General features: G+C 39.8%; 23 protein-coding genes and 1 pseudogene. 8 read left to right on the forward strand and 16 right to left on the reverse strand.

The features are described from left to right. The 4 genes from recA to RM529_RS03840 all read left to right on the forward strand — a co-directional run. Positions 1–607, forward strand: a 607-nt coding sequence (gene recA / locus RM529_RS03825) for a recombinase RecA (protein ID WP_311483421.1), incomplete at its 5' end; no start/stop codon positions are given. Between the two features lie 103 nt (positions 608–710). Continuing rightward, a complete protein-coding gene (locus RM529_RS03830; protein ID WP_311483422.1) occupies positions 711–1,223 on the forward strand; it encodes a hypothetical protein in 513 nt (170 codons plus the stop codon). 11 nt (positions 1,224–1,234) lie between these two features. Further along, complete coding sequence (locus RM529_RS03835) at positions 1,235–1,777, forward strand: RNA polymerase sigma factor (protein ID WP_311483423.1); 543 nt, start codon at positions 1,235–1,237, stop codon at positions 1,775–1,777. A 31-nt stretch (positions 1,778–1,808) separates the two neighbouring features. Then, a complete protein-coding gene (locus tag RM529_RS03840) occupies positions 1,809–3,287 on the forward strand; it encodes a hypothetical protein (protein WP_311483424.1) in 1,479 nt (492 codons plus the stop codon). On the opposite strand, the gene RM529_RS03845 is transcribed toward RM529_RS03840, so the two are convergent. After that, the gene (locus RM529_RS03845) at positions 3,284–4,027 is read right to left on the reverse strand and encodes a lysophospholipid acyltransferase family protein (protein WP_311483425.1); all 744 of its coding nucleotides are present in this window, start codon (positions 4,025–4,027) and stop codon (positions 3,284–3,286) included. The genes RM529_RS03840 and RM529_RS03845 overlap by 4 nt on opposite strands. Positions 4,028–4,102: 75 nt before the next feature. On the opposite strand from RM529_RS03845, the gene trpS reads away from it, so the two are divergent. Beyond that, positions 4,103–5,071 (forward strand): tryptophan--tRNA ligase, encoded by a 969-nt coding sequence (trpS, locus tag RM529_RS03850; RefSeq protein WP_311483426.1) that lies wholly within the window; start codon positions 4,103–4,105, stop codon positions 5,069–5,071. A 59-nt stretch (positions 5,072–5,130) separates the two neighbouring features. Next, positions 5,131–5,547: a hypothetical protein gene (locus RM529_RS03855; RefSeq protein WP_311483427.1), complete on the forward strand. Its 417-nt coding sequence runs from the start codon at positions 5,131–5,133 to the stop codon at positions 5,545–5,547. A 9-nt stretch (positions 5,548–5,556) separates the two neighbouring features. Here the strand turns inward: RM529_RS03855 and dprA are convergent, their stop codons facing one another. Further along, a complete protein-coding gene (dprA, locus tag RM529_RS03860) occupies positions 5,557–6,657 on the reverse strand; it encodes a DNA-processing protein DprA (protein ID WP_311483428.1) in 1,101 nt (366 codons plus the stop codon). 96 nt (positions 6,658–6,753) lie between these two features. On the opposite strand from dprA, the gene RM529_RS03865 reads away from it, so the two are divergent. Next, positions 6,754–7,683 (forward strand): HU domain-containing protein, encoded by a 930-nt coding sequence (locus tag RM529_RS03865; protein ID WP_311483429.1) that lies wholly within the window; start codon positions 6,754–6,756, stop codon positions 7,681–7,683. A gap of 63 nt (positions 7,684–7,746) precedes the next feature. Then, entirely contained in the window at positions 7,747–8,256 is a 510-nt protein-coding gene (locus RM529_RS03870) for an acyl-CoA thioesterase (RefSeq protein WP_311483472.1), read from the forward strand. 4 nt (positions 8,257–8,260) lie between these two features. Here RM529_RS03870 and RM529_RS03875 read toward each other — a convergent pair whose 3' ends face one another. The 14 genes and pseudogenes from RM529_RS03875 to atpH form a co-directional block, all read right to left on the reverse strand. Then, positions 8,261–8,878, reverse strand: a complete 618-nt coding sequence (locus tag RM529_RS03875; protein WP_311483430.1) for a hypothetical protein — start codon at positions 8,876–8,878, stop codon at positions 8,261–8,263. Next, a complete protein-coding gene (locus RM529_RS03880) occupies positions 8,862–9,566 on the reverse strand; it encodes a carboxypeptidase-like regulatory domain-containing protein (protein WP_311483431.1) in 705 nt (234 codons plus the stop codon). Before RM529_RS03880 ends, RM529_RS03875 begins: the two co-directional genes overlap by 17 nt. A 62-nt stretch (positions 9,567–9,628) precedes the next feature. Beyond that, positions 9,629–10,849: a murein hydrolase activator EnvC family protein gene (locus RM529_RS03885; RefSeq protein WP_311483432.1), complete on the reverse strand. Its 1,221-nt coding sequence runs from the start codon at positions 10,847–10,849 to the stop codon at positions 9,629–9,631. Then, entirely contained in the window at positions 10,846–11,616 is a 771-nt protein-coding gene (gene lolB1, locus RM529_RS03890) for a lipoprotein insertase outer membrane protein LolB1 (protein WP_311483433.1), read from the reverse strand. Before lolB1 ends, RM529_RS03885 begins: the two co-directional genes overlap by 4 nt. Further along, complete coding sequence (locus tag RM529_RS03895; RefSeq protein WP_311483434.1) at positions 11,617–12,987, reverse strand: tetratricopeptide repeat protein; 1,371 nt, start codon at positions 12,985–12,987, stop codon at positions 11,617–11,619. Positions 12,988–13,068: 81 nt separating this feature from the next. Beyond that, on the reverse strand, positions 13,069–14,079 hold the full coding sequence (locus tag RM529_RS03900; protein WP_311483435.1) for a sugar phosphate nucleotidyltransferase: 1,011 nt from the start codon (positions 14,077–14,079) through the stop codon (positions 13,069–13,071). A gap of 24 nt (positions 14,080–14,103) precedes the next feature. Further along, positions 14,104–14,733 (reverse strand): hypothetical protein, encoded by a 630-nt coding sequence (locus RM529_RS03905; RefSeq protein ID WP_311483436.1) that lies wholly within the window; start codon positions 14,731–14,733, stop codon positions 14,104–14,106. 24 nt (positions 14,734–14,757) lie between these two features. Then, positions 14,758–15,192 (reverse strand): dUTP diphosphatase, encoded by a 435-nt coding sequence (gene dut / locus RM529_RS03910; RefSeq protein WP_311483437.1) that lies wholly within the window; start codon positions 15,190–15,192, stop codon positions 14,758–14,760. After that, a complete protein-coding gene (locus RM529_RS03915) occupies positions 15,189–16,631 on the reverse strand; it encodes an oligosaccharide flippase family protein (RefSeq protein ID WP_311483438.1) in 1,443 nt (480 codons plus the stop codon). Before RM529_RS03915 ends, dut begins: the two co-directional genes overlap by 4 nt. Positions 16,632–16,680: 49 nt before the next feature. Beyond that, entirely contained in the window at positions 16,681–17,124 is a 444-nt protein-coding gene (locus RM529_RS03920) for a hypothetical protein (RefSeq protein ID WP_311483439.1), read from the reverse strand. Between the two features lie 264 nt (positions 17,125–17,388). Beyond that, on the reverse strand, positions 17,389–18,249 hold the full coding sequence (gene atpG / locus RM529_RS03925) for an ATP synthase F1 subunit gamma (protein WP_311483440.1): 861 nt from the start codon (positions 18,247–18,249) through the stop codon (positions 17,389–17,391). Positions 18,250–18,279: 30 nt separating this feature from the next. Beyond that, positions 18,280–18,617, reverse strand: a pseudogene (locus RM529_RS18115) (four helix bundle protein). 45 nt (positions 18,618–18,662) lie between these two features. Further along, positions 18,663–20,246: a F0F1 ATP synthase subunit alpha gene (gene atpA, locus RM529_RS03935; RefSeq protein ID WP_311483441.1), complete on the reverse strand. Its 1,584-nt coding sequence runs from the start codon at positions 20,244–20,246 to the stop codon at positions 18,663–18,665. A gap of 41 nt (positions 20,247–20,287) precedes the next feature. Then, positions 20,288–20,842 carry an ATP synthase F1 subunit delta gene (gene atpH, locus RM529_RS03940; RefSeq protein ID WP_311483442.1) on the reverse strand — a complete coding sequence of 185 codons (555 nt, stop codon included), beginning with the start codon at positions 20,840–20,842 and terminating at the stop codon, positions 20,288–20,290. Positions 20,843–20,847 lie beyond the last annotated feature (5 nt).

Genomic DNA, 20,847 nt, shown 5'->3' on the forward strand with positions numbered 1-20,847 from the left:
AATCCGTTCGGGAGCGATAGACATAATAGTAATTGACTCTGTTGCAGCCTTAACTCCAAAAAGTGAAATTGAAGGGGAAATGGGAGATTCCAAAATGGGACTTCATGCCCGATTAATGTCCCAGGCACTTAGAAAACTTACTGCTTCCATTAGCAAAACCAACTGTACAGTGATGTTTATTAATCAGTTACGGGAGAAAATTGGGGTAATGTTCGGGAATCCTGAAACTACCACCGGTGGAAATGCGCTTAAATTTTATGCTTCGGTAAGGCTGGATATTAGAAGGTCGACACAAATAAAAGACAGTAACAGCAATGTGATGGGTAATAAAACCCGCGTAAAAGTGGTGAAAAACAAAGTTGCCCCGCCTTTTAAAACTGCAGAATTTGATATCATGTACGGCGAAGGTGTTTCCAAGATTGGTGAAATCATTGATATTGGCGTAGATTACGAAATTATCAAGAAAAGTGGCTCCTGGTTTAGTTACGAAGATACTAAACTTGGCCAGGGAAGGGATGCCGTAAAAACCATTCTAAAGGACAATCCGGATCTTATGGACGAGCTGGAAACCAAAATAAAACAAGCGATAAAAGTCGCTAACGAATAATCAAATTTAAAAATCCCTTTCCGAAGGGATTTTTTTTGATCTCAACGCAACCTTTTCAGCATTTCTGCATCTAAGGAGTATAAACTTTAAATGAAAAATAGAAATGAAAAAATTAACTTTATTATTAGTTTGTGCTGTTACTTTATGGAGTTGTGATACTGATGATGATGGGCCAAATATTCTTTTTGAGCATGCTCAAATTACGGATTACGACTTTCCTGAATTCTTTGAGGCGGGTGAGACTTACGATATTGAACTCACTTACGAACTTCCTTCCGCATGCCATTCCTATTACACAGTAAATGTCAGCGAGGAGCAGGTATCAGATGGTTTAAACATATATCTTGGGGTGTACACCTCTTTTGATCCTGATCTGGCAGTATGTGACGAAGAAGATGAGGATCTTACCAGGGATAGGACTATTGAAGACCTTCGTATCCCCACTACGGCAGATGAAGGTGATATCTACACATTCTTCCTTTTAAGCGGTATAGATGAAGACGGCGAGGCAGAATATATTGAGGTGGAAATCCCTGTTGGTGCTCCTGAAGATGAAGACGATGACACCGAGGATGATACCGATGGCGAAGACTCAAGCGACGAAAGCAGCAACTAAACCTTATTTTGGTGAGTCTAAAGAAGCTCATAAAAAACTGTAAGAAACAGGATATTAAGGCACAGGAGGAGCTTTACAGGCTATATGCCGGTAAGCTCTTTGGCCTGTGCCTTAAATATTCTTCCGGTTATCAAGAAGCTGAAGATAACCTTCAGGACGGCTTCCTTACCATTTTTGACAAAATCTCCCAATACAAAGATCAGGGTTCCTTTGAAGGCTGGATGAAGCGTATAATGATTAATACCGCCCTTCAAAAGCACAGGAAACACAGGTTCTTCGAAATTATAAACGAAGACCGTATGGAAGAACCCGAAGTTGAAGTAGAAGAAAACGAGATCCAAGCAGATTTTTTGCTGAAAACCGTACAGGAATTACCGGACAGGTATCGGCAGGTTTTTAACCTCTATGCGCTGGACGGACATTCTCACCAGGAAATTTCCGAATTGTTGGGAATTTCTGTAGGAACTTCAAAATCAAACCTGGCGCGGGCCAGGAATATTCTAAAGGATAAAATTGTAAGCCATCAAAATGGCAGTCAGGCGCAGTCATTATAGCTGAAGTTGATTAGCCTCTAAATTGATGAAGATGAAAGAAAGAAAAAACATAGACCGGCTTTACCAGGAGAAATTCAAAGATTTTGAAGCCTCTCCAAAGGAAGAAGTCTGGAAAAATATAGCAGCCAGGCTGGAAGAGAAGCAGCGCAAAAGGCCGCTTGTTATTCCGTTATGGTATAAGGTAGGCGGAATTGCTGCCGCTTTTGCCGTTATCCTGGGACTAGCCTGTTTTCTGAATTTTGCACCGGGAACAGTACCGGAAACACAGTTTATTCTTGAAGACGAAGGATTTTATCGTCCCGAAATTAAAATTGAAATCTCTGAGAACAATGCAACTTTTGAAAACGCTTCAGAATTGCTGAATAATCTTATTTCGGGAAGTACCGGCCGTTCTTCAAATTCCGGATTGGTTGATAATTCCGGCAATGCTGAAGGGAACAGCACAAATCCTTCCGAAAATAAAGAGAAAGCGCCGACTGAAGAATATAAGGCCGATAATTGGCAAAATAAGGCACTCGCTCAAAATACTTCAGATAAAGAAGAAGCTTCTTCTGAAGAAAATAGAAATTCAGAAGCAATAAGTAATCAAAATGAAGCTTCTGAGGTTGCAGAAAGCCAAATTGCAACAAAAAATGATAAAAATTCCGAAGAAAATGAGTTTCAGAAGGAAAATTCCGAAGAAATTGCTAAAAATGAGCCTGAAGAAGCCATAATTGAAGAAAAAAACGCCCTTACCGAGCTTGCCGAAGAAAAAAGAAATCCAACAACCGAAATAGCAGAGACCGAAAAAAGCAAAATCAGGTTAAGCACCTATGCGGCACCCATTTTTTATGACAATATGGGCAGCGGCAATGCAATTTCCCCAAATTTTAGCAACAATAACACCAATTCTCAGGTCACATTAGCCTATGGGGTGAATGTTGCCTACACCTTATCTGATAAACTGAAAATTAGAACAGGCGTGAGCAAGGTAAATCTGAGTTATGATATTGAGCAAATTTCCTATACCACCACGACCTTTGCCCAAAATATAGCGAGCATAGATTACCGCAACAATTCTAACGTGGTGGAAATTAGTGACGCCCCAACTATAGCTATGCCCAATTCTGATTTATCCTATAACGAATTTAGTTCCATTAATTCCGGTTCTGCACCCGGCGAAATTAATCAGCAATACGGTTTTATAGAAGTCCCGGTGGAGATAGAATATGCTTTAATCGATAAAAAATTCGATTTGAACCTTATTGGAGGTGGTAGTAGTTTTTTTCTGGATAACAACAGCGTGAGTCTTATTTCCAACAACCAGCGTACAGAGCTGGGGGAAGCCAATAATATTAACAATGTTAGTTTTAGTGCTAATATTGGTATGGGAATGGGCTATGAGATTGTTCCTGATTTTGAAATAAACCTTGAACCGATTTTTAAATACCAGCTCAATACTTTTAAGGATACCCAAAACGTACAGCCGTTCTTCTTCGGAATTTATTCCGGGTTCAGCTTTAAATTTTAGTTGAAAGAAGGGTTTTTAAGTTCTTGTAGAATTACCTCATGCGTTTTCTCTTTGAGGGCTCTCTTATCTGCCACGACCATACCTTTAGTCGGAATAAAGCGGTGCACTTTTGCCCGAAGTTTTCCGGGCCCACCGGAAAAGAAGTCGTAAGAAAAGCGCTTTTTAGTATCATAAAAAGTGAAAGGTACAACAGGAATCTGATGTTCTACTGCCAGGCGAAAAGCACCATCTTTAAACTCGTCCAACAACAATTTTTGATGCCCGGGAACGCCGCCTTCAGGAAAAATGCAGATGCTGTTTCCTTGTTTAAGCCTTCGCTGTGCCTCATTAAAAGCTTCCTGCCTGCTACGTTGGCTCTTCCTGTCTACAAGAATGCACGTTTGCCGGTAAAAATATCCAAAAAGCGGAATTTTTGCCAGCTCCATCTTTCCAACAAAAATAAACGGATGCTTATTTACAGCCAGCATCAGCATAATATCCACCATAGAAGTATGATTGGCCACGAGCATATAGCTCTTGTCCTTTTCCATGTGTTGCTCGTGCCTCACTTTTGGAAATAAACCCATTCCGTATAAAATACACTTGGCCCAGATCCTGGCACAAATAAAGTATTGGGGATAAAATTTTTCTGAAGAGGCTACCACCAGCAAAACGGGCAACATTATTATAATGGGAAGTCCCAGCAATATATAAAACCAGAGACGCCATATAGCTAATGCGAACTTCTTGAGTACCCCCATAGAAACCAAAAGTACTAAAATGAGACGACTGATTTCGCTAAAAAAGATAACTTTGTAAAAAATTGAAAAAGAACAATGTCTAGAATACTTACAGGAGTACAAAGTACCGGAACACCGCATTTGGGAAATCTACTGGGCGCGATTATGCCGGCAATAAATATGGCAAATCAGCCGGGAAATGAGTCCTTTATTTTTATTGCAGACATGCATTCTTTAACCCAGATTAAAGATGCGGAAACTCTAAGGAACAACACCTATTCTGTAGCGGCCACCTGGCTCGCCTGCGGCCTGGACATTGAAAAAAGCGTTTTTTACAGGCAAAGCGACATCCCGCAGGTAACGGAACTTTCCTGGTACCTTAGCTGTTTTTTTCCATTTCAACGTTTAACGCTGGCCCACTCGTTTAAAGATAAATCTGACAGGCTGGAAGATGTAAATGCGGGACTATTTAATTACCCAATGCTTATGGCGGCAGATATCCTTCTTTATGATGCCGAAGTGGTGCCGGTGGGAAAAGACCAGTTACAGCACCTGGAAATTACACGTGATGTCGCCTCCAGGTTCCATACCAAAGTAGGAGAGGCTTTTGTTATTCCTGAAGCAAAAGTTAAGAGAAACACCATGTATGTGCCGGGCACAGATGGTGAGAAAATGAGTAAATCCAAAGGCAACACCATCAACCTTTTTCAGACAGATAAGAAACTGAGAAAACAGGTTATGGGCATCCAAACAGATAGTACTCCGCTAGAAGAACCTAAAAACCCTGATACCTGCCACGTTTTTGCCTTATATCAACTTGTTGCAACAGAGGCACAAATTGCGGAAATGAGAGGAAATTACGAAGGCGGAAATTATGGCTATGGCCATGCAAAACAAGCACTTTTTGAAGTGTTGAAAGAAAAATTTAAAGAGCCAAGGGAGAAATATGATTACTACATGAACAACCTGCCGGAGTTAGATAAGGCGCTAAAATTAGGAGCCGAAAAAGCTACAGCAGTAGCCAACGACGTTTTACAACGGGTGAGGGAGAAAGTTGGATATTGAAATGTTTAAGGTTTAAAGTTTAAGGTTGACCAAAGTAGAATACTTTCTTGCAGAACAATATGAAACTTCAAATTGAATATAAATCTGTAAATGTTGATTTTTCTACAGCTCAGGCTGATAAGGGTCAAACCGGACAGAAATACCACTGGACAAAATCTTTGGAAATTGAAGATGTAGAGGAAGTACAGTTGTTAGAAGACGGAACTTTTTTGCTGAATGCAGAATTGGAAGATGGAACCGAGCTTCAGAAAAAAATAAAGGATGTATTTATTCTAAGGGTCATAACTACTCATAATCAGAAGGATTATGTAGTTTCCAAAGCAGTACTTTATGACATTGATGAAATTCCTGGGAAAAAAGGCGGACTTGAAAAATTCTGTTTCTATTTAAATGAAGTGACTCAAACTGTAGAAATTTTAGAAGGAGTCTTTTTAACTGAAGAAGAAGCCTACGGAGATGGCTTTGAAGTTGTGTAATTCAATTTTTTAAATTGCTTCAAATAATTTGCCGGGAAGGGGCCTTATAATTCCCTTTAATTCCAGGTTAAGCAGAAGTGACGCAGCTTTATATGTAGGGAAGTTACAGTTTAAAGCAATGGTATCCAGCTGTGACTTGCCATGATTCCGCAGAAATTCAAAGATGTTTTCTTCATCTGGCTCCAACTCTACAAATAATTGCTTTTGAACGGCTTCATTTTTCTTCTTGATTTCCCAATTTAAAATATAAACCAAATCTGCAGCAGAAGTCAGCACATGGGCATTTTGGGATTTTATAAGATTATTGCAGCCTTTGCTGTAAGTATCACCGGGGCGGCCAGGCACGGCAAAAACTTCCCGGTTATACGAATTTGCAATATCTGCCGTAACTAAAGAACCTCCTTTTTCAGCACTTTCAATAACTATTGTGGCTTCGCTTAATCCGGCAATAATCCTGTTTCTTTTCAGGAAATTATTCCGGTCAAAATTGTCAGTACTCCAAAAATCAGTAAAAAACCCACCGTTTTCTTCAACCTGAGGCATATACCTTTTATGGACCTTTGGGTAAATCTGGTTGAGTCCGTGCGCAAGGCAGCCAATTGTCTGCAGTCCATGCTTAACTGCAGCCTTTTGTGCTGTAATATCTACCCCATAAGCAAAACCGGAAACAATCACAGGATCAAGTGGGCTAAGCTCTTCGATTAACTCTTCACAAAAAGCCATGCCGTGACTGCTAATCCTTCTCGTGCCAACAATACTTATGATCTTCTTTTGTTGCAGATCCATATTTCCTCTCTTAAAAAGCAGGATTGGACCATCAAAGCAATGTTTCAGTTTTTCGGGATAATCTTTATCCTGAAAGTAAGAGTAGCCAATGTTGTTCTTTTCAATAAACTTCAGTTCATTTTCTGCAGCTTTAAAATTATCAGCTTTATACAAATCCTGGATACGGGCTTCTCCAATTCCGTTTATCTTCAGTAAATTATGTTTCTTCTCTTTAAAAATTGCTTCCGCAGAACCAAAATGCCTGATTAGCTTTTTTGCGGTATTATCCCCAAGATTGGGGATATGCTGTAAAGCAAGGATATTAATAAGTTCAGAGGAATCCATTGAGGTAATTTGGCTAAAAATACAGAAAAAAACATTTGTTAATAAAATTTCTTTAGGTAACTTTATCCTACTGCTGGAACTCTTATTTTTGTACCGATGAACATAGCTAAGCACATTCAGGATTTACTCTATCGTTACGAATGCGTGATACTTCCGGGTTTTGGAGCTTTCCTTTCTCAGAAGCAGTCCGCTTATATAGATGAAGAAACAGAATCTTTCTATCCTCCAAAAAAGACCGTTTCCTTTAACAGGCAATTGCAGAAGAACGATGGTCTTCTTGCCAATTATACTGCGGAGGCTGAAAAGGTTTCTTACAGCAATGCGGTTTATGCAATTAGTGAATTTGCAGCTTCGCTTGAAAAGTCTCTCGAGGAAGATAAGCAGGCAGATTTGCCAAATATCGGCAAGTTTGTGTTTTCTTCAGAAAATATTATAGCATTTGAACCGTACAACAGCATAAATTATTTTACAGATTCCTTTGGACTGGATTCTTTCCAGGCAGGAGTGGTAAATAGAGAAGTTTATAAGGAACAAGTTGAAGAAATTGAAGAGAAAGCGCCTTTCCTTTTTACTCCGGAAAGACGTAAATCCTCATATTTAAAGTATGCAGCAGTAGGAATACTGGCACTGGGACTCTCCGGTCTTGCAGGTTTAAATATTTACAGCGACCAGGTTTCCAAACATAACATTGCAGAACAACAGGAAGCCGAAGGTCAGCTTCAGCAACAAATCCAGCAGGCAACCTTTATAATTGACAATCCTTTACCGGCAGTAACTTTTAATGTTGAAAAGCAATCTGGAAACTACCATATCGTGGCCGGAGCTTTTAGGGTTGAAGAAAACGCCGGAAAAAAAGTGGATGAGCTTCGTGCTGAAGGTTATAAAGCACGCCTAATTGGCGCCAATAAATACGGACTTCACCAGGTTGTGTATGCGAGCCACCAAACCAGGAGGGATGCAATAAATATGCTTCGTGAGGTTAAAAAGACTAACGAATCTGCCTGGTTGCTCGTTCAGGAACTTTAATACTTCTTTAGGGCATAAATCGCCTTATGCGCCTTATTTTTGCCGAAAATTCCAATGAATATAATGGACGCAAAAACGCCTGCAGAATCACGTACAACATTAACAGATCTGGTACTTCCCAGTGAAACGAATCCGCTAAACAATTTATTTGGTGGAGAATTGCTGGCGCGTATGGACCGCGCTGCAAGTATTGCCGCCCGCAGGCACAGCCGCAGGATTGTGGTAACGGCTTCAGTAAACCACGTGGCATTTAATAAAGCTGTTCCTTTAGGAAGCGTTGTTACAGTGGAAGCTGCTGTTTCCCGCGCTTTTAAATCTTCTATGGAAATTTTTATAGACGTCTGGGTTGAGGATCGTGAAAGCGGACAGCGATCTAAGGCCAATGAAGCTATTTATACGTTTGTGGCAGTAGATGAAACCGGCGCCCCAATAAAAGTTCCGCCTCTTCAACCTGAAACAGATCTTGAAAAAGAACGTTTTGCTGCTGCCCTTAGGCGTAAACAATTGAGTTTGGTTCTCGCCGGGAAATTAAAACCCAATGAAGCTACAGAGCTTAAGGCTCTGTTTGAATAAAAGATCAATTAGTTGTGACTCTTACGCCAAAGGATAAAGTAAGGATGGTAGATTGTTCAAAATAATCTTCCAGTTCGGGGGAAGTATCTATATTCATAAAATCCTTCCGCAGCCTGCCTGCTGCAAAAATTCCCAGGTTATTGGTAATGCGGTAGCCTACTTTTGGCTGAAACCACAGCACCAAGGCACTGTCATGAAATTTAGTGTGAAAAAAGGATTCATGCTTATAGGAAGCACGCCCAATGGCCGCAAGAAGACTAATGTCTATTTGGGGAAGTACCTCATAAACATATCCTCCATTAAGAGCAATAGTTCTTATCCTGGTGGATTCAAGATTTCCCAGCTTTTCCGGTTTTTCCACATTGCTACCAATGTGGTCAAAACGAATGCCAACCAGCCAATTTGGACTTACAAAAACATCCATGCCATATTCCCCGCCCAATTTGAGCCTGTAGGCATCACCCAGGAAATTTTCTCCCAACGCAAAATTGTGGTGTATCCCCAGATCAATTTGAAGCCTGCCCGCATAATGTGGCGTATAAATCGAATCCCGTTCCTGTGCGCTGGAATTAAAAACTCCAAAAATCAGGAGAAGTGCTAAAATTTTAAGGCGTAAATTCATAAGGGCTTTCTTCTTCACCAGAGATGAGAATTGTAGATTCAGTAGTTATGCCATCGACTCCGTAAGTGAGGATAATTTCAGAATTTTCCAGGGTTTCCAGCCTTAACCTGTATAATCCATCGTCATCTGCCTCTACCAACGTATACATATCCCGAAAACGGGAATATTCCAGTTCTTCGGGAAGTTCTTCTAATTCGTTCCAGTTATTAATTGTAATTACTGGATAAGGATTGGGATAAAGCAGTTGCACTCCAAAAGGTTCTTCTATGTTAAAGACCACTGTAATATTAACCCTCCGCTTCAATACAATAGTTCCCAGATCCAGTAAGGTTTCTTCCCGGCCAGACCTGTTATCGAGGAAAGTAAGGCTTTGAAAATTATCCTGAAGACTATCAGAATTTGGATTTATCTGAACGATAAGCTCGTCTGAATCAACATCGAGTGAAGTGAACGAGAATTTCCCGTCAGCATTTGTTGTGGTTCCATTTATCTTTTTAAGGTCGGGAGACCCAAGAAAAAAGCCTGTGCCCACATAAGTTCTGGTCTCCACATCAAAACCATCCAGCGCCTGCCCTTCAGAGTTAACTATAGTGCCGGTCACCTGAAGCCTCTTATTATCTACAATAGAAACAGGAGTACAACTATAGACGAAAAGGTATGCTGCAACCAGAAAGAAGATTTTTTTCATCAAAAAAACAGGTTATATATTTAATAGATGCTGATTTCCTGAAAAGGTTGCGTAGTACCAGTCTACATTTGATAAACCCAATCTGCCGGATTCATTTTTTGTGTATTTTTAAAAATTAAGAAGTGTAGCGTGGTCTTTCCTGTAGTACGGTTAGTGGCAACTTCACCTATCTCCTGCTCTGTACTCACCACGTCACCTTTTTTAACGTAAACCTTGTCCAGGTTATCGTAGATCGTGATATAGTCCCCATGCCTTACCATTACAGCCTTATTCGCTCCTTTTAGAAGCTGCACCTCACTTACGGTTCCACTAAATACTGCTCTTGCTTTTCCTCCGGGATCGGTATCTATATTAACGCCATTATTATTAATTCTGGCTGTTTTCACAACAGGATGTGCATGTTCGCCAAATTGCATGGTCACCACTCCAGATTTTACCGGCCATGGCAGTTGGCCCTTGTTTTTCGCAAAATCTGCAGCCAGGGCTCTTGCGGCAGGAGTAAGTTCGTAGACATCACGGGATGTGGAACCGGTTCCCTCATTGGCTTTTGCAATAGATGCCCGTATCATCTCTTCAATTTGCTGGTCAATTTTGTTAATTTCCTGCTGCCGCTGTCTTATTTGAGATGCAAATTGTCCTTCTTTTTTGTTGATAGTGGCCATTAAAGCCTGTTGCGACTTTCTGTTTTCTTCCAATTGCTGCCGTGTTTTCCTGTTTTCGACAATTAACTTTTCCTTTTCATCTTTCTGATTTGCCAGACTGGAATTTAGACGCTGTAAATCTTGAGAGCGACCCTTTATTTGCTCTCCCTGCTGTTGCCTGTAGTTTGTGTACTGCTTCATATATTGAAGTCGCTTATAAGCCTGTAAAAAGCTTTCAGAAGATAAAAGAAACATTACCCTGCTTTGTTGGGATTTACTTTTATAAGACTTCTCAATCATTCTCGCGTAATCCTCTTTCAATTTTTCCAGCTCTTTACGCAGTGCACCAATTTTTCGTGTATTTGAATTGATTTCCTGCGTGAGCAGATTAGCTTGTTGATTTGTAACTTTTATAAGATTTTCTGTACTCCTTATTTGCTGGTTAAGATCTTCAACCTGTGTTAAAACAGATTTTTCCTTTTGTTTGTTTGTAGATCTGAGTTCATTAATCCGCCGGATTTCATTCCTTAGTTCCAGCCGCTTTTTCTCCAGTTCTTCCCGGTTCGTCTGTGAATAACTACTAAAGCCTACGCCCACCACGATTAGAAACAAAGCGATATTTACAATCTTCTTCAGTCTCATTTTACGCTAATTTCATCATATCCTGAAGGAATATCAAACGGAAAGCTCACTTCTTCATCAAATTCTACCGAGCGATAGGTAATTTCAATGTTTGTTGGCCGGCCGCCTTCATTGGCAATTATCTTTATATTCTCCGGAAATAAATTTCCATCTATTGTCTGATAATCCGAATAAGTTATAGTAACGCTCCTACTCTCGGCTTCCTGTGCAAGCTGCTGTGCAGATGCTTTTAAATGAGAAGGATCCAGTAAAAACATTCTTTTTATGCTCCCTGTTTCTTCAGGTAAGAATTGGTAGCCACGTGGGCTCTGCTCCATTTCGTAAGCTTCTTCCCGAAGATCATAAATAGCCTGCCCAATCAACAGGTTTTGGAGTTTATTGAAATCCAAAGGAGTTCCCAGCCATTCACTAATCAAGCTGAAATCACCATCAAAATAGCTTTTACTGATTTTTTCATAATAACTTACCGAGTTGGGCGTGATATAAACTTTCGCCACGGGAAATCCCAAAACCGTCGCACTCATCCAGATGGCTTTATCTTTTTCCATCCTGAAGCTTAGATTTACCGATTGCGTTCTATCTTCGTCCTGATAAACGGCCCTCAGTTTTCCCGATACGGTGTTATACTGAATTTCGTTATCGTAGTGCCTGGCTATAATATTGGCTGCTTCGGCATTTTTAGTTGCTATTCTTTTAGCCCCACGTCCACCTCCACAGGAAACCATTGTCACGGTTAATACTAGTAATACTATTATTCTGCTGTACATTTAATTTATTTCTTTCATTAACATTTCAGCTTTCCTGCTGAATTCTTCTGCCTTTTCTACCTTGTTTAATCCGGCGTTTGCTATTGCAAGCTGGCCATACAGGTCGGCCTCCATTCGCCTGTCGTCTATAACATAATCCAGGCCAAAAGTAAGAATTTCTTCGGCTTGCTGATAGTTCTCCAAAGCATTTAAGGTTAACCCGCGTAGCAAATAAAACACAGGCTGTGCCGGAAAAATTTCAAGCGCAGTTGCACTCAGTTTATTTGCTGATTCCATTTCCCGAAACTCCAACTGAAGCAAAAGCGTATTTTTAGTAAGCTCAAAATTGTTTGGATCCTGACTCAAGCCTTTCTGAAAATATTCAAGTGCTTCTTTCTTCCTGTTATTCCGAAGAAAATATTGTCCAAGTTCCTGGTAGAGTTCAGGTTTTTCTTCAAGTTCTGAAAGTAATTCTGCCACTTCCATTAATTCTTCTCCGTAGTCTGGATTTTGACGGGAAAAAAGTAAAAAATCATTGAGCACCTTGTACTTAGAATCCGCGTCAATTTCTTCACTTCTAAAAACAATTTTCATGGAATTAACAGCCTCTTTAGGCTTTTCCCTGTCCAGATAAAATTTGTATAACGCCAAATGTACCAACGTGGAACCGGGATTTGTTTCCAGGAGTTCCTGAGCTATTTTATAAGCCTCCTCCTCATTACCTTCTTGGCTATGGACGTAAATAAGGTTAAGGTAATTTTGCTCATTTTCGGGATCGGCAGCGATTCCTTCTTCCAAATTGCCAATTTGTGCCACGGTATTATTAGTAAGTGCATAAATCTGCCTCCGGATCCGTTCGCGATAGCTACTGTTTCCAAAAGTTGAATCAAGCTCGTCAAGAACAGCTAAAGCCTCATCATACTGCTGGTTAAGCATATAGACATTGGCAAGATCTTCAGTATAAGAATTGTCAATTTTCACGAGCTTCTTAATTGCTGAAGCGGCGGCAGCATAATCCTGTACTTCCATGAATGTGCTATAGAGCTCTGCAAGGATTGCTTCTCTTCCCGGTTCAAGCTCATGTGCAATACTGAAGTTTTCCACCGCCTTTTCGTACTGCTCCATCGCTCTGTAATTCTTCCCGATCTCGAAAAAGACCACAGCGTTGTCCGGTTGCAGCTTTTTGCAGGTTTCCAGGGCACTTATCGCTTTTTCGTAGTTCTCAATGCCCTTTTGCTTAAGTGCCTCAAAGAAATTCTCCTGAAACTGGTCTGAAACATTCCCAAGATCGTCCCTGTTCACCTCCTGAAGCATTTGCTCCTCCTCCTGGGCCTGTACCTCCTGAAAGAGTGCAGTCCCTAAAATGGCAAATATCAGGATGGTTCTTCTCATTTTTAACACCTTTGAGGCCCCTGAAGACCGTGTTCTTTAAAAACCTCACAGGTTTTGAAAACCTGGAGGTTTACTTCTTAGTTACTCCAAAACCGAATAATCCCCAATACTTATTTCAGAAAAATCGCCGTCGAACCTGGCGAAGTTCCCAATCATGGCATTATCCAGCTTTGCGTTCTTTACTTCAGCAAAAGTCTGTATCAAACTATTTTTGATTGTGGAATCAGTAATTTTTGTACCGTTTCCAATAGAAACATTAGGACCTATTTTTGCATTGATCAATTCTACATTTTCACCAATGTAACAAGGTTCTGTAATTTCGGAATCTTTAATTTTCACCGAATCGGATATTAGCTTTTCGCCGTCCTGATGCAAAAAGTTGAGCATTCTGCCGTTAGTTTCTACAGTAACGTTTTTATTTCCGCAGTCCATCCATTCGTCAACTTTCCCAGGTACAAATCTCAGTCCGTTTTGCTTCATGGCTTCAATACCATCATTAATTTGGTACTCTCCGCCCCTGATGATGTTTTTATCAAGAACTCCCTGCAACTCTTTCTTTAATAAAGCGACATCTTTAAAATAGTATATGCCGATAATTGCCAAATCTGAGACATAATCTTCCGGCTTTTCCACAAGATCTGTAATCTCCCGTTTATCATTAAGTTGAACTACACCATAAGCACTTGGATTATCCACCTGTTTCACCCAAATCACACTATCGGCATCTTTATCTAACGTAAAGTCGGCCTTAAAAAGTGTGTCGGCATAGGCGATAACCGCCGGGCCGCTAAGAGAATCCTTCGCACACATAATTGCATGGCCGGTTCCCAAAGGTTTGTCCTGATAATAAATACTACATGCCGCACCTAAACTTTCAGCAATTTTCTTAAGATCGGTCTCCACTTTTTCGCCAAAATCTTCCCCAATTATAAAGGCCACTTCATCGATCTTTTCATCCAGAACTTTCGCTATATCTTCCACCAAACGATGTACTATAGGTTTTCCTGCAATAGGAATTAATGGTTTTGGAACAGTTAAAGTATGAGGACGTAATCTTGATCCACGTCCTGCCATTGGTACTATAATCTTCATTCTATAATTCTTTATTAATTATTTTTATTTTAAAAATCCTTTACTTCTAAGATCTTTTTGAATTGCTACAATATCCTCTGGAATTTCAGCTCCCAGTAACCAGTTCACATCCAGGCCATTATTAATCGCTGCTTTCATCATGTATTTATTGCTCCCCAATAATTGTCCCAGTTTTTTAAAGTCATCTTCAAAATCCAGTAATACATCCGGATGCATTTTATTAATGAGCAGCATAATTTTAAAAACCCTTGCAACTACCGCCACACAAAATTTTCTCGCTTTTCCAGGTGTGGCTGCCAGGATATTGTCATTGTTTTGTTTTAAAACTTCAATAAGCATTAACAAATTAAGGCTTGCTTCCCCAAATTTATCTTTAGTGACTTTAACGTATTCTGTAATCTCTCCACTGAGAAACCGAACATCCATATTCAGATAACCAACCGAATAAAATGTATTGGTGATATGCCTAACCTGCTTTACAATCCTGCTTTCCATTTCTGTGCGCTGCTCATCTACAGAGTTTGGGTTTACCAATTGAAAGTGCAACCGGTTGGCCAGGGTAACGTCCTTTTTTAAGAGTCGTAAAATCAGCTTATCTTTCTCTTTGTCGGGAAGATGGCTAATTGCTTCTTTAAATTCGTTGTCGAATTTCATTCTATGGTAATATTTATTAGTCTCTTAGTTACTTCCCGTACTTCCAAAACCTCCGACACCACGGGAAGTTTCTCCCAGGATGTCCACTTCTTCCCAAGCAATATGTTCATGTTTTGAAATCACCATCTGTGCAATTCTCTCCCCATTTTCTACAGTAAAATCTTCATTAGAAAGGTTTACAAGAATCACACCTATCTCTCCGCGATAATCGGCGTCTATAGTCCCGGGAGCATTGAGAACGGTTATTCCCTTTTTTGCAGCAAGACCACTTCTTGGCCGTACCTGGGCTTCATAACCTTCCGGAAGTTCTATAAAAAGTCCGGTTTTAATTATAGCCCTCTCCAAGGGTTTTAAAAGAACTTTTTCTGAAATACTGGCCCGCAAATCCATTCCTGCCGAAGCTTCGGTTTCATAATTTGGTAAATTATGTGCGGACTTGTTTATTATTTTAATTTTCATTGATTCAATATTTGTTTAAAACCCTTACGTTCATTAAAAAAAGTTATGAGCAGGAACAAAATTACAAAAGACGATCCTGCCAGATAATTTTCCCTGAAGAATTTAAAGGAAATTACACAAAGCCCAATAGAAATAAGTAAATACATCCCTATCTTTTTTAAATTATAGGGAACAGGATAATACCTGCGGCCCAGGAAAAAGGAAATGAGCATCATACTCCCATATGCCGCCAACGTTGCCCATGCTGCAGCCATAAAACCTATAACCGGGATTAAAAGCACATTAAAAAGAACAGTAACTACAGCACCAAAAAGTGATATGTACATGCCCATTCTTGTTTTATCTGTTAATTTATACCATACCGCCAGATTATGGTAAATCCCCATAAACAAATTTGCAAGGAGGATAACGGGAACAATGGCGATCGTGAACCAATATTCCTCATCCCTTATAACAAGCTGTTTAAAGAAGTCTATGTACACCACCAGCACCACCAGGATCAGGCTACCGGCAATGACAAAATATTCCAGGATGGTGGCGTAGGTTTCTTTTGCATTGTCCTGCTTTGAGTGATTGAAGAAAAAAGGCTCTGCCCCCATTCTAAAAGCCTGAATAAAGATCATCATAAAAACAGCCAATTTATAGCAGCCTGCATAGGCTCCCATAACTTCGTCTGAGATCATTTCCTTTAGCAACAGCTTGTCCAGGTTTTCATTAATTACAAAAGCAAGGCCTGCGACCATAACCGGCCAGCCATATTTCCACATTTGTTTTAAAATGGTCATGCTGAAGTCCACTCTGGTTCTAAAGAAGTAGGGAACCAAAATCAAAAATGTTACTGCACTGGCAGCGAGGTTTGCTATGAATATATATCCTACTTTATCTACCTCAGAATAGTTTGACAGTATTAAATCGGGAGCAAGTTGAGGAAACTCTGATACAAACCAGAAAAAATAAAAATTCAGAATAACCACCACAAGAATATTCAGAACTTTTACCAAAGCAAACTTTAGAGGACGATTGGTAGCACGCAAATAAGCAAAAGGAATTACAACTAAAGTATCCAGTGCCAATATTCCCAGCAGATAATTGAAATATACGGGCTGTAAATCTACCAATGTAGTAATCGAACCCCTAAAAATAAAGACCAGAACAAAGAAAATGACCGTGGTACAACTTAGCGTAAGAAATGAAGTCGAAAAGACTTTCCCTTTTTCTTCGGAATGGCTAAAAAACCGGAAAAAGGCGGTCTCCATACCATAGGTAAGAATCACATTAAAAAATGTGGCCCAAACATAAAATGTGGTATTAACAGAATATCCTGCCGGTCCCAGATATTCTGTATGCAGCGGGACAAGAATAAAATTCATGAGCCGTGGTAAAACCGTAGCAAAACCGTAAATAATAGTGTCTTGAAAAAAGCGTTTTAACGTACTCAAGCGGTGGGTTAGTTTTTACAAATATCTTAATAAATAAGAAACTAAACGCCTAATTCCAGTCGGTTATGTCTGATAGTTTATAATATTTTTTTTGATTATTCTGACTAAACACCAGGATCGCTTCATCACTTTCAATATCAAACGGACTTTTCTCCGGTTTCTGAGGCGCTTTGTTGCCGTACTCTTCTCTTGGATCACTACTCATTACCATTTCTGAATCCTTAATGTTGAATTCTGCAACATACTTATTTGGAAGTTCCTCATTTTGTACAAGTGCAGATTTCATTCCGCGGAAATAAACACTGTCCAGAGAAATACGGCTATCCTGAATGACAGTAACAGGGATGTGCAAATTAAGCCTGGAATTTTCCGTAGTGGTATAAACAGCCTGAAACTTTGCCGGTGCACGGTCCTGCAAACCTTTATTGCCGCCACAATTTGTAAAAAAACTGAAAATTAAAATACTGCTGAAAATAAGGTATATATGTTTCATACTAGATGTTTATTAAAGATAACGAAACAAAATAGATGCCAAAGAAAAAACCCGTAACGTTCTGCTACGGGTTTATATAAACTGTTTTGCTCTTCTTTAGTTGTTAATTGGGACTAAGTATTGCTCAGAGCCTCCGCTCCTGAAGCATTTGCTCCTTTCCAGTCGCTAATTGCTCAGAGCCTCCGCTCCTGTAAGAATTTGCTCCTTTCCAGTCGCTAATTGCTCAGAGCCTCCGCTCCTGTAAGAATTTGCTCCTTTCAGTCGCTAATTGCTCAGAGCCTCCGCTCCACCGACAATTTCTAAAATCTCGTTGGTAATGGAAGCCTGACGTGCTTTGTTATAAGATAATTTAAGATCATCCCTAAGCTCTGTCGCATTTTCAGTTGCTTTGTGCATTGCCGTCATACGTGCCCCATGTTCTGAAGCAAAAGAATCACGCAGCGCTTTGTAAAGCTGCATTTTAAGAGATTTAGGAATGAGTTCTTTTACAATTTCTATCTTCGAAGGTTCAAAAATATAATCCAGTTGCTTGTTTTCTTCGGTATCAAATTTCTCAATAGGAAGAAACTGCTCTTCTGTTACTATTTGCGTAGCGGCATTCTTAAACTGGTTATAAACGATTTTAATCTTGTCGTAACGTTCCTCCAGGAATAACTGCATTAGATCTTCGGCAATTTCAGCGACTTTATCGTATGTCAGTTCATCATAAATTTCATTATTGTTCTTGTAGATAGTGAAATTTCTTGATAAGATATCATCAGCTTTTTTTCCGATGGTATAAATTTCGACGTTCTTTCCGGGATAATCAGTATTCGCTTTATTCCTTACTGCTTTTATAATATTTGTGTTAAAAGCACCTGCCAAACCTCTGTTGGAAGAAATAGCAACAATCAAAATGTTTTCCACTTCCCGTTCTTCTGCAAATTTGCTACTAGCATCATCATCCAGGGTCGCACTTAAATCCTGCAATAATTGGGTTAACTTTTCAGAATAAGGACGCATAGCGGTTATGGCGTCCTGCGCCTTACTCAACTTTGCAGCAGAAACCATTTTCATGGCACTGGTAATCTGCATCGTTGATGATACCGAAGTTATCCTGTTACGTAAATCTTTTAAGTTTGCCATTCTTGTTAATTATGAATTCTGAGTTTTAAGTTATGAGTTCTTAATAATAGCTACTAAAATTTTTATTAACTCCTCACATTTCATTCTTAAACCATCTGGAATAGGCTTTATAGTTACTTCAATTAGCTCCAACCAATATTGAGTTTCTTCAGCTTCCTTTAATGCTATTCCAAATTTATTTTTAAAATCTTTAAGACTAACGCCTCTTTGCGCCTCCCTTACATTAGCTCCATACTCGTTCCGGAGCGTAAGAGTTGAGATGCCAATTCATATTCTTTATCAGCTTTAAGAGTTTTAGTAAAGTTGACAATATCTACAGCAAAAGAAAAACTTTTAACTCGAATTGGACTCTCACTCATCTTTGACATTAGACATCATTTCTTCAAGAACTCTTAACTCCTAACTTATGACTCTTAACTATTCTTATATTTCGAAGAAAGCTCTTTTGCTACAGAAGTCAAAGTATCTGTAACCTCATCTGTTAGTTTACCTGCTTTTAATGTATCTAAAATGTCTCTGTGTTTAGCATCCAGGTACTCAAGATAATCTTTTTCGAACTCTCTGATCTTATCTACAGGAACGTCCCTAAGAAGGTTCTTGGAACCTGCGAAGATGATCGCTATCTGGTTCTCTACGGGGTAAGGATCGTTTTGCCCTTGTTTAAGGATTTCCACGTTCCTCTTACCTTTCTCAATAACACTTAGCGTAGCAGGGTCAAGATCTGATCCAAACTTGGCAAAAGCTTCCAGTTCACGGAACTGGGCCTGGTCAAGTTTTAAGGTACCGGCAACCTTTTTCATGGATTTAATCTGTGCGTTACCACCAACACGCGATACCGAGATACCTACGTTAATTGCGGGACGTACACCAGAGTTAAATAAATCTGAAGTCAGGAATATCTGTCCATCAGTAATCGAAATTACGTTAGTTGGAATATATGCTGAAACGTCTCCTGCCTGTGTTTCAATTAAAGGAAGTGCAGTTAAAGATCCGCCACCTTTTACTTTATCTTTTAAAACATCCGGAAGGTCATTCATTTCCCCGGCAATTTTATCATTGCCTATAATTTTCGCAGCACGTTCAAGTAATCTTGAATGCAGGAAGAATACATCCCCTGGATATGCTTCACGCCCCGGTGGACGACGGAGTAAAAGTGATACTTCACGGTAAGCAACCGCCTGCTTGGATAAATCATCAAATACAATTAATGCAGGACGACCTGTATCTCTAAAGAACTCACCTATTGCAGCACCGGCAAATGGTGCATAAACCTGCATTGGAGCAGGATCTGAAGCGTTTGCTGCAACAATAGTGGTATAAGCCAAAGCACCTTTATCTTCCAACACCTTCGCAATACCAGCAACTGTAGAAGCTTTTTGTCCAATAGCAACATATATACAATAAACCGGCTCACCGGCATCGTAAAATTCCTTCTGATTCAAAATGGTATCAATACAAACAGTTGTTTTACCGGTCTGGCGGTCACCAATTACAAGCTCACGCTGCCCTCTACCCACAGGAACCATCGCATCAATAGATTTAATACCTGTTTGTAGTGGTTCGGTTACCGGCTCACGGTAAATAACACCGGGAGCTTTTCGCTCCAGTGGCATCTCAAAAGTTTCACCTTCTATAGCTCCTTTCCCGTCTATAGGATTTCCTAAAGTATCCACAACACGGCCAACAATACCTTCACCAACCTTTATAGATGCAATACGTTGCGTCCTCTTTACTACAGAACCCTCTTTAACCTGCCTGTATGATCCAAGGAGCACAACCCCAACATTATCTTCTTCCAGATTTAGTACAATTCCTTCAACACCACCTTCAAACTGGACCAATTCCCCATATTGTACATTAGCCAGACCGTAGACGTTGGCGATACCATCACCAATGGTGAGGACAGTTCCAACTTCGTCTAAAGAAGCCTCTGCTTCAAAACCTGATAATTGCCTTTTTAATATTGCTGATACTTCAGCAGGATTTACTTCTGCCATAATTATTTGTTATATAATAACACGCCTAATTGCGCAAATTTCTAAATTTTTGAAACGTATGTATTGTCCTTAAATTCTCTTTTCAGGTTATTAAGGTTTCTGGCGATACTTGCATCGTATTGCAAATCGCCAACTCTTAAAATAAAACCACCAATCACGCTCTCATCTATAACATTTTTAATGATCGCACCGTTACCTGTTAAGTCCTTTATTTTATTCTGAATTTTCTCCTCAAGTTCTGCATTTAGAGGTACTGCACTAGTAACAATTGCCTCCTGCATACCACTTGTGCCATGGTATAATTTAAGATATTGCTTTGCCACAGCATCAAGGCTATTGATCCTTCCATTCTCAATCAAGATATCAAAAGCACCCAGTGTAACTCCGTTGGAATTTTTAAATATTTCTTTTAGAGCACTTTTTTTGATACGATCTTTAACCACCGGACTGCTTAGCAAATTTTTTAAATCGTCACTTCCGGCAATGGTTTTCACTATGGAGTCCATATCCTCCTTAACCTCTTTGGTGGCATTGTTATCACCTGCCAAAGAAATGATTGCCTTCGCATAACGTTGTGCTGCCCTTGTTCCCTTCATAGCAA

Origin of the sequence: Autumnicola edwardsiae, assembly GCF_031846505.1 — a bacterium.
Classification (GTDB): Bacteria; Bacteroidota; Bacteroidia; order Flavobacteriales; family Flavobacteriaceae; genus Autumnicola; species Autumnicola edwardsiae.